The 13,724-nt window shown below is 64.7% G+C and carries 12 protein-coding genes; 2 read left to right on the forward strand and 10 right to left on the reverse strand.

What is annotated here, in order from left to right; all coding sequences use genetic code 11:
* Positions 1-24 precede the first annotated feature (24 nt).
* The 10 genes from FIU28_RS26070 to ssuD form a co-directional block, all read right to left on the reverse strand.
* A complete protein-coding gene (locus FIU28_RS26070) occupies positions 25-993 on the reverse strand; it encodes an acyl-CoA desaturase (RefSeq protein WP_246660823.1) in 969 nt (322 codons plus the stop codon).
* 166 nt (positions 994-1,159) lie between these two features.
* A complete protein-coding gene (locus tag FIU28_RS26075; RefSeq protein WP_143575932.1) occupies positions 1,160-1,579 on the reverse strand; it encodes a DUF1236 domain-containing protein in 420 nt (139 codons plus the stop codon).
* A 164-nt stretch (positions 1,580-1,743) separates the two neighbouring features.
* A complete protein-coding gene (locus FIU28_RS26080; protein ID WP_143575933.1) occupies positions 1,744-3,915 on the reverse strand; it encodes a hybrid sensor histidine kinase/response regulator in 2,172 nt (723 codons plus the stop codon).
* 73 nt (positions 3,916-3,988) lie between these two features.
* A complete protein-coding gene (locus FIU28_RS26085; protein ID WP_143575934.1) occupies positions 3,989-5,170 on the reverse strand; it encodes an extracellular catalytic domain type 1 short-chain-length polyhydroxyalkanoate depolymerase in 1,182 nt (393 codons plus the stop codon).
* A gap of 110 nt (positions 5,171-5,280) precedes the next feature.
* Positions 5,281-6,363: a catalase family protein gene (locus FIU28_RS26090; RefSeq protein WP_143575935.1), complete on the reverse strand. Its 1,083-nt coding sequence runs from the start codon at positions 6,361-6,363 to the stop codon at positions 5,281-5,283.
* Between the two features lie 166 nt (positions 6,364-6,529).
* Entirely contained in the window at positions 6,530-7,453 is a 924-nt protein-coding gene (htpX, locus tag FIU28_RS26095; protein WP_143575936.1) for a zinc metalloprotease HtpX, read from the reverse strand.
* A 111-nt stretch (positions 7,454-7,564) separates the two neighbouring features.
* Positions 7,565-8,146 (reverse strand): flavin reductase family protein, encoded by a 582-nt coding sequence (locus FIU28_RS26100; protein WP_143575937.1) that lies wholly within the window; start codon positions 8,144-8,146, stop codon positions 7,565-7,567.
* 8 nt (positions 8,147-8,154) lie between these two features.
* Positions 8,155-9,015 carry an ATP-binding cassette domain-containing protein gene (locus FIU28_RS26105; protein WP_441351321.1) on the reverse strand — a complete coding sequence of 287 codons (861 nt, stop codon included), beginning with the start codon at positions 9,013-9,015 and terminating at the stop codon, positions 8,155-8,157.
* A gap of 18 nt (positions 9,016-9,033) precedes the next feature.
* Positions 9,034-9,837 (reverse strand): ABC transporter permease subunit, encoded by an 804-nt coding sequence (locus FIU28_RS26110; protein WP_143575939.1) that lies wholly within the window; start codon positions 9,835-9,837, stop codon positions 9,034-9,036.
* 5 nt (positions 9,838-9,842) lie between these two features.
* Positions 9,843-11,003, reverse strand: coding sequence for an FMNH2-dependent alkanesulfonate monooxygenase (ssuD, locus tag FIU28_RS26115; RefSeq protein WP_143575940.1), 1,161 nt, complete (start codon positions 11,001-11,003; stop codon positions 9,843-9,845).
* A 505-nt stretch (positions 11,004-11,508) separates the two neighbouring features.
* Between ssuD and FIU28_RS26120 the strand changes: the two genes are divergently transcribed.
* Positions 11,509-13,233 carry a putative bifunctional diguanylate cyclase/phosphodiesterase gene (locus FIU28_RS26120; protein ID WP_246661049.1) on the forward strand — a complete coding sequence of 575 codons (1,725 nt, stop codon included), beginning with the start codon at positions 11,509-11,511 and terminating at the stop codon, positions 13,231-13,233.
* Positions 13,234-13,307: 74 nt separating this feature from the next.
* Positions 13,308-13,712, forward strand: coding sequence for a YccF domain-containing protein (locus FIU28_RS26125; protein ID WP_143575942.1), 405 nt, complete (start codon positions 13,308-13,310; stop codon positions 13,710-13,712).
* Positions 13,713-13,724 lie beyond the last annotated feature (12 nt).

Genomic DNA, 13,724 nt, shown 5'->3' on the forward strand with positions numbered 1-13,724 from the left:
GGTTGCATAGGCAACGCTCTTTACCTATCGGGCGGTATTCCGCGGCTGCACCACGTCCCAGGCGAGACCTAGTTTTTCCAGCAGGCGAATGGTGAGATAGGTGGTGTCGAATTCCCACCAGAGGTGGCCGTGGCGCGCCGAACGCTGGTCGGCGTGGTGGTTGTTGTGCCAGCCCTCGCCATGCGCCCACAGGCCGACGAACCAATTGTTCCGGCTGTCTTCATCGGTGGCGTAGCTGCGATAGCCCCACATGTGCGTCAGCGAATTCACTGCCCAGGTCTGATGCCAGACGAACACGGTGCGTACGAACACCGCCCACACCACAATGCTGAGTGCGAACACCACGGCCTCGCTCCAGGTGCCACCCATGGCCAGTTCCGCCAGCAGGCCCGCGAAGAAGAACACGTTGATCTGGATCAGCAGGATCTTGAGCTGCCACTGGTGGCGCTCCAGCGTGACGTAGAACGGATCGCGCAGGATATCCTTGGCATAGCGGTCATAGATGCCGAGCCGCGACAGATCGGGGTTCTTCACCAACAGCCAGCCGATATGGCCCCAGAAGAAACTGGCCAGCGGACTGTGCGGATCGGGTTGTTCGTCGGACTTCTCGTGATGACGGCGATGCACGGCGACCCAGCGCGCCGGCGTATCCTCGGCGCAGCAGATCGCGATCACCACGAAACAATGCTCCAGCCATTTCGGGCATTTGAAACCACGATGGGTGAGCAAGCGGTGATAGCCGATATTGATGCCGATCAGGCCGAACAACCGCGCGCAAACGATGGCAACGATGATGGCGGTCCAGTTGAAAAACATCGGCAGCAGCGCCAGCAGGGCCAGCGCGTGGATGGTTCCGATGACAGCAACGTTGACCCAGTCGATGCGATAGGGCTTCACGCCCGCAGGCAGGTCGATCGGCTTGCGATGCGGGGCCGTGCCGGAAGGAGTTTCTAGAACGGCTGCCGCAGCGATTTGGTCACGGTTGAGGGCCACGTCGCTCCGAGTCCCGGCAGGTGAGCCCCGCCGCAAAGTGTGATGCCGAACGCAGGCTTACGTCATAACGGGAGTTGTGACCACTGCAGCGATGCGTCGCATACGAAACAATTCAGGCCGCCCGAAGGCGGCCTGAATGCTGGAACTCTTGATCGGGAGCGTGGGATTATTCGACGATCTCGACGATGCGGCGCGAACCGGGCTCGACCAGCACGGTGCGGCCGTTGACGACGGTGTAGCGGTATTCCGAAGCACCGTATTCCTGCGGCACGTCGTAATAAGTCACGCCATCGCCCGGCAGCACGACGCCGACGCGGACTTCGTTGCTGTAGGTGTAGGACGGACGACGCTGTTCGGTAACGTAGGTGCGGAAGCGCGGACGCTGATCGACACCGAGCACGCCGGCGACGCCGCCGACAACACCACCGACCGTTCCGCCGACGATCGCACCGATCGGGCCGGCTGCGCGCTCGCCATCACGCGCACCGCGCTCGATGCCGCCGGGGACGCCGCCCTGGGCGTGCGCGAGAACGGGAACCGCCAGCGTGGCGACGATAGCAGTGGCTCCGAGAAGACGACGTATCATGATTATCTCCAGTAGTTGAATTGGTTATTGTGCCGAGACAAGCGCAGCGCAGCACAATGGTTCCGCTACCGGGTTTCGGTGATTTTAGTTTCGACGCCGAATCTCGCTGTCGTCCCGGCCAGCGAGCGGGGACGGCAGTGGGGGGAGGCCTCGTGCGCGCTCTGTTACTTCGTCACCATTTCGCGCACACGACGAGCCAGATTGTCGAGGTCGAATGGCTTTGTGATCATGTCCATGCCGGGCAGCAGAAAACCTTCGGCCATGACAACGCTTTCCGCGTAGCCGGTGATGAACAGTATCTTGAGTTCCGGCCGCGTTTCGCGGGCCTGGTCGGCGAGCTGACGGCCATTCATGCCGGGCAGACCGACATCCGTCAGCAACAGATCGACGCGCGGTTCCGCAAGCAGCGCCCGCAGACCGGAGGGGCCATCCACCGCTTCGAGAACGCGATAGCCCTGATCGAGCAACATTTCCATGATGACCGTGCGAACGACGGGCTCGTCCTCGACCACCAGAACGGTCTCGCCGGTCGCCACGGGCGCAACGTCGCGCGGATGCGCGGCGGGATTGGTAGCCGCCACGCCATCGTGACGCGGCAGATACAATTTCACGACAGTGCCGCGGCCGGGCCGGCTGTCGATGGAGACGTGGCCGTTGGACTGCCGCGCAAAGCCATAGATCATCGACAGGCCGAGCCCGGTGCCCTGCCCGATCGGTTTGGTGGTGAAAAACGGATCGAACGCACGCGCCACCACCTCCGGACTCATGCCCGTGCCGGTGTCGGTGACGCTGATGCAGATGTAGTCCCCCGGCGCCAGCACCGGCGCCTCGGCGCGGGCCGTCTCCTGCGGCGCATTCGCCGTGGCGATGGTGAGCTTGCCGCCGTCCGGCATGGCGTCGCGTGCATTGATCGCCAGGTTGAGCAGCGCGCTTTCGAGCTGGTTCGGATCGCAGAGCGTACCCCACAGATCCGGCGCGACGACGATCACCAGATCGAGACGTTCGCCGATGGTCCGCCGCAGCAGGTCTTCCAGCGAATTCACCAGCGCATTGGCGTCGATCGACTTCGGCACCAAGGGCTGGCGCCGCGCAAAGGCCAGCAGGCGATGCGTCAGCGCCGCCGCCCGATTTGCCGAATTCATCGCAGCATCGACGTAGCGTGTCAGGCCTTCGGTGCGACCCTTCGCCAGCCGCGCGCGCATCAGATCGAGCGAGCCGACAATACCGGTCAGCAGATTGTTGAAGTCGTGCGCGATGCCGCCGGTCAGTTGGCCGACGGCTTCCATCTTCTGCGCCTGGCGCAGCGCCTCCTCGGTCGCCTTGAGCTGTACGCCGGTGGCTTCGCGTTCGCGGGTCTTTTCCTCGACGCGCTGCTCGAGCGTGGCGTTGAGCTCGGCAAGCTTTCCGGCGAGCTCGCGCGCCTCCTCCTCGCTTTTGCGCAATGCGCGTTCGGCGTTGACCTCGTCGGTGACGTCCGTATGCGCGCCGACCAGCCGCAGCGCGCGGCCATTCACATCGCGCTCGATCATCGACTTGACCGAGATCCAGCGTATCTCGCCATCGCTCGGCCGGATGATACGGTAGCGCACGCTGTATTCGCGCACGCCGCTCTTCACGGCATTCTTGAAGGCCGCGTCGGTCGCCTCGCGATCGTCCGGATGAATGCGGTTCACCCAGTCATCGTGCGACTCGTTGGCCGCTTCCGGGGGAAGACCGTGCACCAGCAGATATTCCGGCGAACGGCGGTTGCGGAACCCGGTGCGCAGATCGACTTCGAGGCCGCCGATACGCCCGATCTGCTGCACGCGGGTCAGTTCCGCCTCGCGTTCGCGCGCTTGTTCTGCGGCGACATGATCCGCAGTGACATCGCGGCACACCACCAGCACGCCGCCCACCCCGTCGTCGAGGTCGATCGGACTGAAGCCGTAGGTCCAGTAGATCTGCTCGAGGCGGCCGTCGCGGGTGGTCGGGATCAGCCGATCCTCATGCCAGGTGGCGGGACCGCCTGCCATGACCTGCTCGATCTCCGGCCCGATCAGGGGCCAGATCTCTGCCCAGCACGCGCGGCCGCAGGCGCCCAGCGCGGACGGGTGGCGCTCGTCGCCCAGCGTCCGGCTATAGGCGTCGTTGTAGAACTGGATGAGGTCCGGACCCCAGAAGATGAACATGGGGTGGTTGGTGTTGAGCAGGATGCGGACTGCCGTACGCAGGCTCTGCGGCCACAGCAGCGGCGCGCCGAGCGGCGACGACGCCCAGTCGTAAGCGCGCATCAGCGCGCCCATCTCGCCGCCACCGGCAAGGAAGTCGGACGACGGTTTTCGGTGGAGGTCCGGCATTCACCAGCAGTCGCTATGAGGCACGGCGGGAACCTAGCCCCCGCGCTGCCCGTAAGCAAATCCGGCGATACGGCTACTTCATCAGGCCGGCAGCCGTCAGCGCGCGGGTGATGACGGCGTTGATATCGAGCACGCGGCGACCGCCGGTGGGACGCGGCGAAAACTGTCCGTCGGTCTCCGGGTGCGGCTTCTTCGCCGCACGCGCCGTAACGATGGCATCGGCCGGCACGACCTGCTTGCTGGCGATCGCGGCGCGACGCGGCACGGGGTTTCGGGTCAGGCCAAAGAACTGGGCGATGTGCCACGTCGAGGCGATGCCGGCCTCGAGCAGGAACTTGCCGGCGGCGCCGTAGGGCTCGTCCTGCCCGGCAATCGCCAGCGGCGTACCATGTGCCATGCCGGTAATCGTATAGGATTCGACGACGGTTTCACCGTCCGCATTCCACCAGACCTCCCGCGGATAGCCATCGACATCGCCCGATGCCATCGGCGCCGGCGGCAGGCCGTGGACGTCGAGCCATTGCTTGACGATCTCGCCGGCATTCGCCGGTATCACGGTGCGGTCGGCGCTGCCGTGCCAGACCGAAACCTTCGGCCACGGCCCGGCATGACCCGACGCGTTGCGAACGAGCGCGCCAAGATCAGCGGCGGGGCGCGCGGGCGATCGATACATTCCCGCCAGCGCCTCCTGCATGGTGTTGGCGATGCCATGCGGCAGGCCGGCGATGATCGCGCCGGCGGCAAAGACGTCGGGATAGGTCGCCAGCATCACCGATGTCATCGCGCCGCCGGCAGACAGGCCGGTGACAAAGATGCGGTCGCGATCGATCTGGTGCTGATGCGCCATGTGCTCGATCATCTGCCGGATCGACAGCGCTTCACCGCTGTCGCGCGCGGTATCTTCGGGGCTGAACCAGTTGAAGCATGTATTGCTGTTATTGGAGGACTTCTGCTCCGGCATCAGGAGGGCAAAGCCATATTGCTCGGCCAGCGCCGACCATCCGGAGCCGGTATCATAGCCCGCAGCCGTCTGGGTGCAGCCGTGCAGCACGACAACCAGCGCCGGCTTGGGCAGCATGGTCGGCGGCAGGTAAGCGAGCATGCGCAGGTCGCCCGGATTGCTTCCGAAGTCGGTCACCTCGGAGATCGGGCTTTCGTTGCCCGGCGCCGACCCACGCGTCATGCCTTCCAGGCCATTGAAGCCCGGCATTTTCGGCAGCTTGCGGAGGAATTCGATATTCTTGGCGAGGGACATGGCAGCTCCAGAGTCGACAGGCTTATAACAGCAAGGCTGACATATGGTTGCTGCACTGCAAAATAAAGCGCGATTGGTATCCCGTTGCCCGTCAACAAAATGCGAGGCGGTCAATCGGCGCGGCGCGGCTCATGCATCGGGCAGCCATTGTGGCTGCCGCGAAATACGGCAGAGTTCTGGTAGGCCTGTTTTCGCACGCGCATGATCGAGCCGAGCGGCTGATGCGCCGCGATACCGTGCCACGGGCTGAACGACATGCCGTCGTCGATCGCCTTCACATTCGCAGCCGACCACGAATCCTGCGGTGCGGCGGTGATCGTCCCGACCGTCACGTAGGGACTTTCCTGTTCCGGCCAGGCTTTCGACGAGTCCTCGACCGGCATCTTTTCCAGATCCGTGCAGAGCTGCGCGCGCAGCTCCCACACGCCGCTGTTGGCGGCGAAGAACGCCTTCACCGCTTCGCGCAAGCCGTCGGGCACGCCATTGACGTTGAGATGCGCCTTGTGAAGCACGGTCAATTCCGGCGATACCGGCGCCAGCGAGATCTTGGCGATGTAATCGCCATAGCGTAGCGGCGCCTGGCTGTAGAACGTCTCGCCGAGGATGTGCGTCTCCGGATGACCGCCCAGCGCCTTCAGGGTGCCGCTCTCGCCACCGACCGCCTCCAGCGCCGCTTCGGCGCCGCGCAGCACCGCCGACAGCACCTTCTTCAGGCCCTCGGCCTTGTCGGTGGTACCGGCCAGCAGCTTCAAATTTCCGAGAAAAGCTTTTGCGGTCGGCGCCGCAAAGGCGGGGCCGTTGACCATCAGGAAATCCTGCGTGGTGTCGCCTTCCGACCCCGGCAGACGATCGCCCTCGACCCCGACGATCTTGATGCCGAGCCCGCGCGGCACCGAGACGCTGTCGTCGAGGATGTCGCCGGGGATGGTGGAGAAGCGCATCAGCACGGGATAGCGCCCGGGCTTCGCGAACAGACCTTGCGCCAATTCGGGCGGCAGACCTTCGGCGATGACCAGTTCGGCGTTCAGCAGGCCGTGCGCCTTGGCATGCACGCTGCGGATCGCATGACCGGAATCTTTCCATGTGATTTCGGAAATTTTCAGCAGCGTCTCGGTCAGTTGCCTATTGGTTTCGGCTTCATCGGCCTCCGGCGTTTCGACGTCAGGGCTATAGCGGACGGGCTGAACGGACATGGCATTCTCGGAAGGAGGAAACGGCGACCTGGCAACGACGGAGCGCAACGGCCTGATTCAACCATGCCTGCCCTCAAACGTTCCCAATCTAAGGCGTCGACCGCAGCGCCCCGCTACGGCTCGTTGCTGAAGCGTCGCACGGTGCGACTGGCAGGTGACACGACCGCTATCCCCACGGCCCTCGCGACCGCGATGCGCCGGTCCACGGCCCGCGGGGCACCGCGGCGCGTGCCGTCGTCGAACCGCCGAGCTGCCCGGCCAGTTGCTGCAAGGCGGCGATGCGGTTCTGCGTCGAGGGATGCGTCGTGAACAGATTGTCCATGGCGCGACCCGACAGCGGATTGATGATGAACATGTGCGCGGTGGCCGGCGAACGCTCGGCGTCCTCGTTGGGAATCTGATGCGAAGCGTTCTCGATCTTGGCGAGCGCGGACGCCAGCCACATCGGATTGCCGCAGATCCGCGCGCCCATGTCGTCGGCGGCGTATTCGCGGGTCCGGCTGATCGCCATCTGCACCAGCATCGCGGCCAGCGGTGCCAGGATCATCAGCGCGATCGAGCCGATCATTCCGGGGCCACCGTTGTTGTTGCGGTTGCCGCCGAAGAACATGCCGAACTGCGCCACCATCGAGATCGCGCCGGCAATGGTCGCGGTGATCGTCATCAGCAGCGTGTCGTGGTTCTTCACATGGGCCAGCTCATGCGCGATCACGCCGGCGAGTTCCTCGCGGCTGAGCTGCTGCATCAGGCCGGTGGTCACGGCGACCGCGGCATTCTGCGGATTGCGGCCGGTCGCGAACGCGTTGGGCTGCGGATTGTCCATCAGATAGACGGCCGGCATCGGCAAATTGGCGCGCGCCGCGAGATCTGCGACCAGCCGATGCAGGTCCGGCGCATTGCGGGCATCGACCGGCTGCGCGCCGTACATCGACAGCACCATGCGGTCGGAATTCCAGTAGGCAAACAGGTTGGTACAAGCGGCGACGACCAGCGCCAGCGTCGCGCCGGTGGCTCCCCCGATCAGATAGCCGACGCCCATGAACAAAGCGGTCATGCCGGCCAGCAACATCGCGGTCCTGAAATAGCTCATCGATCTCCTCCTGCCGCCAAACGCAAACGGCGTCCCCGACAGATGGGAACGCCGCCAGCGGATGTCCAAGACGCCGCCATGCGGCAGCGCGTCGCGGTTACGGCGAGTTAATCAAACCTCGCGAAGCCGCGGCGAAGGCAGGCTGACCTCGGCGAGACGAAGCGCGTCCTCGTTCTGGTCGATCGCGACATACTGGCCATTCCAGTAGGTCAAAGCCGTCGAAGGCACGGCGATCAGCACGCTGCGAACGCGGCCGATAATAATGGCATGGGAGTGCCGCTCGATCACTTCCTCGACGTCGCACTCGATCGAGGCGAGACCGCCGACCAGCAGCGGCACGCCGGTCGCCCGCGTCACCCATTCTGCACCGGCAAAGCGCTCGGTGCCCTTCAACCCGCCCTTGCCGGCAAACCGCTCGGCGATGTCGAGCTGTTCGGCGGTGAGGATGTTGACGCCGAACGCGCCGTAGCGTTGCAGCAGCGGAAACGACGACGACAGCCGGTTGACGCTGACCAGCAGCGTCGCCGGCTCGACCGACAGCGAGGTCACCGACGTCACGGTCATGCCGGAAATGTCGTTACCGCGGCCGACCGAAATGACGCTGACGCCACCGGCCAGCGCGCGCATGGCGCCACGGAATTCGGCGGAGGGCACACCATCGGCAGGCTTGATGTTACGCACGACTAAATTCATTTCCAGTCTCACAGGTCAGTGGCGTCGTCGCCGGTGCCGATCAAATTGCGCAGGATCGAGCCTTCGAGCGCAGCCAGATCGGCCGAACCGCGCTGCCGCGGCCGCGCGATATCGACGTTAATATCGTGGGCGATGCGGCCTTCTTCAATAACCAGCACGCGATCCGCCAAAGCGACGGCTTCCGAAACGTCGTGCGTCACCAGAATCGAGGTAAAAGCCTGGTCATGCCAGACGCGGCCGAGCAGCCGCTGCATCGAGATCCGGGTCAGCGCGTCCAGCGCGCCGAGCGGCTCGTCCAGCGCCAGCACGCGGGGATGGCTGACCAGCGCGCGCGCCAAAGCGACGCGCTGCTTTTGACCTCCGGACAGTACCGCCGGCCACTGCTCGCGCTTGTCGGCGAGACCGACTTCACCCAGCGCCTGTTCGGCGCGGGCACGGGCATCGGCCGAGCTGCGGTCGGCGCCGAGGCCGACCTCGACGTTGGACAGCACGCGTGCCCAGGGCAGCAGTCGCGGCTCTTGGAACATGACGCGAATATCTTCCGGGCGGGTTTCTTCGCCAAAGCTGATCGTCCCTGCCGTCGGCTTGTCCAGGCCGGCGATCAGCCGCAGCAAGGTGCTCTTGCCGCAGCCACTCTGGCCGACGATCGCCACGAACTGGCCGGCGGGAATGTGCAAGTCGACGCCGCGCAACACTTCATTTGCGCCGAAAGATTTGCGGAGGCCGCGGATGGTCAGCGACAGGCCGCGGTTGGCCGGGCTCGGCCTGACCGCTTGGCGGCGCTCGGCCAGCGCTTCGTCGAACTCCGAGGGGGGCTCGAACAGTTGCGCGCCGATATGGGCGAGGCGGACCGACTGGTTCATGTGCATATCCAAGGTCTGGACCAGCTATTTCTGGAAGGCGGGATGCCAGGACAGCGTCAGCCGTTCCAACACGCGCGATGCGCTGTCGGCGACCTTGCCCAAGAGCGCGTAGATCAGGATGCTGAGCACGACGACGTCGATCTGCATGAACTCGCGGGCCTGCATCGCCATGTAGCCAAGGCCCGACGACGCCGCGATGGTTTCCGCCACGATCAGGGTCAGCCACATGATGCCGAGCGCGAAGCGAACGCCGACGAAGATCGACGGCAGCGCGCCCGGGAAGATCACGCGGCGGAACAGCTCGCCATTGCTCATGCCGTAGATGCGGCCCATCTCGATAAGCTGCGGATCGACGGTGCGGATGCCGTGCAGCGTGTTGAGATAGATCGGGAAGAACACGCCGAGCGCGACCAGAAACAGTTTTGCCGACTCGTCGATGCCGAACCACAGGATCACCAGCGGGATCAGCGCCAGATGCGGCACGTTGCGCACCATCTGCAGCGTGGTGTCGGTGAGCTTGCTGCTCAACTCCGACAGACCGTTGGCGAGGCCGAAGGCGAAGCCGATGCTTCCGCCGATCAGAAAACCGACCGAAGCGCGCCAGAACGAAACCCAGATATTCACAGCCAGTTCGCCGGATACCGCCAGTTTCCAACCGGCGAACGCGACATCGCTCGGCGCCGGCATCACGCGCGCCGGGACAAAGCCGGCGACGCAGGCGATCTGCCAGCCGGCCAGAATGACCAGCGGCACGATCCACTGCGTCAGGCCGCTGAGGCTGGGGACGCGAAAGCTGCGCGCGCGGGGAAGAACGTCAACGAGACTCATGATGATCAGGCCTGCTTGGCGAGCGGACGATGCTCGTTGGCGATGGTTTCACCGATCGGACCCGTGCGGGTACGCAGCGGCGTGACATTGTCGTGGGACTGCAGCGACAACAGCGGGAAGACGAGTTCGGCGAAGCGATAGGCTTCCTCGAGATGCGGGTAGCCGGACATGATGAAGGTATCGACGCCGACGTCCTGATATTCCTTGATCCGGGCTGCCACTTCCTGCGGGCTGCCGACCAAAGCGGTGCCGGCGCCGCCGCGCACCAGGCCGACACCAGCCCACAGGTTCGGCGAAATTTCGAGCTTGTCGCGGCGCCCGCCATGCAATTGCGCCATGCGCTTCTGGCCAACCGAGTCCTGCCGCGCCAGCGTCTTCTGAGCGGCGGCGATGGTTTCGTCGGTGACATATTGAATGAGGTCGTCGGCGGCCTTCCACGCGGCCTCGGAGGTCTCGCGCACCACAACATGCAGCCGGATGCCGAACGACAACTGGCGCCCGCGCTTGGCAGCAGCGGCCTTGACCCGCGCCACCTTGTCGGCGACGGCGGCCGGCGGCTCGCCCCAGGTCAGATATTTTTCGACCAGATCGACCGCGACATCGATGCCGGCGTCCGACGAGCCGCCGAAATAGAGCGGCGGGCGCGGCGACTGCAGCGGCGGGAAGATCAGGCGGCCGTCCTCGATGCGGATGTGCTTGCCTTCGACATTGACCGTCTTGCCGGCGAGCAGGTCGCTATAGACGCCCAGAAACTCGCGGGTCACCGCATAGCGCTCGTCATGATCCAGGAAAATGCCGTCGCCGGCATTCTCGACCGGATCTCCGCCGGTGACGACGTTGATCAGGAGACGCCCGTTAGTCACGCGATCGAGCGTCGCGGTCATCCGTGCTGCGACGCTCGGCGACTGCAGGCCGGGGCGCACGGCGACGAGGTAGCGGAGCCGCTCGGTCCAGGGTGCCACGGCCGAGGCGACCACCCAGGAATCCTCGCAGGACCGCCCGGTCGGCAGCAGCACGCCGAAATAGCCGAGTTGGTCGGCGGCCTGGGCAACCTGGCGCAGATAGTTGAAGTTGACCTCGCGCGCGCCCACCGACGTGCCAAGATAGTGGCCGTCGCCATGGGTCGGCAGGAACCAGAGGACGTTGGCTTTGGAAGAATCGCTCATGCCGGAAATCCTGCGCGTGGGGAACTCGCCGCAGGGTTCAAGGGCGATGCGGCTTGCAGGAGGATGGTGGCGGCCGGACAGGGTGTCGAGTAGCCCGGAAAAATAGCGACAGGTGTCCTGTTCGTGGCCGGGCCAACACCCGGTTCCTTTCAAAGATCGAACGCAGCCGAACGCATTATTCTCCGCACTGGGTGCGCGCCCGCCCCCCCAACAAAGCCGAGCCGCAGATCTTGCCCGTCCCGGGTCCGATCATCTCTGGAAGACCGGCGGCGCTTAACGCATTGTTAATCACAACTTGTCGGCATCGTTGATATCCGACGTTTACGACTACGCGAGCACCGTTTTCGGTATCGATTTAACCAAAATGACAATGGCATTTGCGAGGGTTGCTCCCATGCAGAATGCAGGTTCCTCAGCTCCGATCAGCCCCAACCCGCCGGACGGGGGCCATGATGCTGCCCTCGATCAAGGCCTGACCGGCTTTGCGGCCGGCAACGAACTCGCGATGCTGCGCGAGATCGTTCGCCTGCTGCCGGCTGCGGTGACGGTGCAGGACCGCAACGGCGACTTCCTGCTGGTGAACGACGCCGCCGCCGCGCAGTTCAGCGCGCCGCCGGAGGATTTCGGCAGCATGACGCCGCCATCCGATTTCCTGACGCAGGCACTCAACCACCGCCGCGAGACCGCGCTCGACCTGCTGCAGTCCGGCCGCTGCGCGACGTTCGAGGAACGCGTCAGCGACGGCGTCGCCAATCGTGTCTTTCTTACCAGCCACCGCCCGGTCAATATCGGCGACCAGGCGCTGCTGCTGTCGAGCGCCAGCGACATCAGCCGGCAGAAGGCCCTCGCGGACGAACTGTTTCGCCGGGCCTATTACGACGAACTCACCGACCTGCCGACGCGTCGGGTGATCGAGAAGCATGCCGGCGACATCATCGCGCGCAACGATGCCGCCGATCGTTTCGCCCTGGCCTTTCTCGACATCGATAATTTCAAGCATATCAACGACTATTACGGCCACCCGATCGGCGATTCGCTGCTGGTCGAATTCGCCAAGCGACTCAGCCTGGACCTGCGCCAGTCCGACATGCTGTCGCGGATCTCCGGCGATGAATTCCTGCTGCTGCTGCATCCGGTCCAGAACCAGCAGGAGGTCGCCGAATATCTCGACCTGCTGCTGCAGCGGCTGCGCGCGCCGTTCTTCATCGACGGCTCTGAGGTGTTCGCCTCGGCGTCGATCGGCGTCAGCCTGTATCCCGAGCATGGCCACAGCTACGGCATACTCGGCCAGAACGCCGACATCGCGATGTACAAGGTCAAGAACCAGACCAAGGGCGCCGCCGTGTTCTTCGATTCCAGCATGGAGAGCGAAGCGCTGGCACGGATGGCGACCGAGCAGGCGCTGCGGCTGGCGATCATCGACAAACGGTTCTGCTGCGCGTTCCAGCCCAAGGTCGATATCCGCAGCCACGAGATCAAGGGCATCGAAGCCCTGGTGCGGCTGCGCGACGACAACGGCGTGATCCAGGCGCCCGGCACCTTCATCAACCTCGCGGTCGAGCTCGGGCTGATCGACGAATTGACCCATCTGGTGCTGGCAGAAATCATGAAGTCGATCGACCTGATCGACGAGACGTTCGGCGCCGGCGCCACCATCAGCATCAACGTCGCCGCCAAGCAGGCCGGCAATGCGGAATTCATGACGGCCTTCGCCCGTGCGATCGAGGACACCGGCTGCCCAACCCGCTTCATGGTCGAGGTGACCGAGGACGCCTTTGTCGCCAAGTCGGAATTCCAGCAGGACATCCTGCCGATGTTCCGAAAACTCGGCGTCGGTATCTCGATCGACGATTTCGGCGTCGGCTATTCGTCGCTGTCCGCACTGGCTGACATCACCGCCGACGAAATCAAGATCGACCGCTCCTTCATCACCGACATCCACAAGCGGCCGCGCAGCCAGGGCATTCTGCGCGCGATCGAGTCGCTCAGCGAGGCGCTCGGCATGACGGTGATTGCGGAGGGCGTCGAGACCCACGAGGAGCTCACTTATCTGCAGGGCGCGACAAGGATCCGTTACGCGCAGGGCTATTATTTCTCCAAGCCGATCTTCCTCGAGGAGCTGCAGCCGCAGGCGCGCCACAGCACCGAAGTGCGCAACGCGCTGGCCACCCGCGCGACAGAAGAGGCGCGACCGGCCTATACGCGCGCCGGCGGCGGCCGGGGATATTGACGGCGCATTCGTACTCGCAAAGACGGCGGTGACGCCCTACATAGGTTTCGTCATTGACCTATGGAAACATTGCCATGCCGATCGTCCCGCTGCTCCTCAACATTCTATGGATCGTGTTCGGCGGCCTGTGGATGGCCGCAGCGTGGCTGCTGGCCGCGGTGCTGATGGCCATCACCATCATCGGCCTGCCGTGGGCACGGGCGGCGTTCAACATCGCGGCCTATACGCTGCTGCCGTTCGGCCAGCGCGCGGTGTCGCGGGAACTCGTCACCGGCCAGCGCGACCTCGGCACCGGCCCGCTCGGCCTGATTGGCAATATGATCTGGTTCATGCTGGCCGGCTGGTGGCTGGCGATCGGCCATCTCCTCACCGCGGTCGCGCTGGCCGTGACCATCGTCGGCATCCCGTTCGCCTGGGCGCATCTGAAACTCGCAGGCATCGCGCTGTGGCCGATCGGAAAGGTGATCGTGCCGGCGTGACCTCCCGACTCT

The sequence above is a fragment of the Tardiphaga sp. vice154 genome (genome assembly GCF_007018645.1).
Lineage (GTDB): Bacteria > Pseudomonadota > Alphaproteobacteria > Rhizobiales > Xanthobacteraceae > Tardiphaga.

Bases quoted from the DNA above. Each gene is read 5' to 3' on its own strand.
- FIU28_RS26075 (WP_143575932.1), bottom strand. From the start codon at position 1,579: ATGATACGTCGTCTTCTCGGAGCCACTGCTATCGTCGCCACGCTGGCG.
- FIU28_RS26080 (WP_143575933.1), bottom strand. From the start codon at position 3,915: ATGCCGGACCTCCACCGAAAACCGTCGTCCGACTTCCTTGCCGGTGGC.
- FIU28_RS26085 (WP_143575934.1), bottom strand. From the start codon at position 5,170: ATGTCCCTCGCCAAGAATATCGAATTCCTCCGCAAGCTGCCGAAAATG.
- FIU28_RS26090 (WP_143575935.1), bottom strand. From the start codon at position 6,363: ATGTCCGTTCAGCCCGTCCGCTATAGCCCTGACGTCGAAACGCCGGAG.
- htpX (WP_143575936.1), bottom strand. From the start codon at position 7,453: ATGAGCTATTTCAGGACCGCGATGTTGCTGGCCGGCATGACCGCTTTG.
- FIU28_RS26100 (WP_143575937.1), bottom strand. From the start codon at position 8,146: ATGAATTTAGTCGTGCGTAACATCAAGCCTGCCGATGGTGTGCCCTCC.
- FIU28_RS26105 (WP_441351321.1), bottom strand. From the start codon at position 9,015: ATGCACATGAACCAGTCGGTCCGCCTCGCCCATATCGGCGCGCAACTG.
- FIU28_RS26110 (WP_143575939.1), bottom strand. From the start codon at position 9,837: ATGAGTCTCGTTGACGTTCTTCCCCGCGCGCGCAGCTTTCGCGTCCCC.
- ssuD (WP_143575940.1), bottom strand. From the start codon at position 11,003: ATGAGCGATTCTTCCAAAGCCAACGTCCTCTGGTTCCTGCCGACCCAT.
- FIU28_RS26120 (WP_246661049.1), top strand. From the start codon at position 11,509: ATGCTGCGCGAGATCGTTCGCCTGCTGCCGGCTGCGGTGACGGTGCAG.
- FIU28_RS26125 (WP_143575942.1), top strand. From the start codon at position 13,308: ATGCCGATCGTCCCGCTGCTCCTCAACATTCTATGGATCGTGTTCGGC.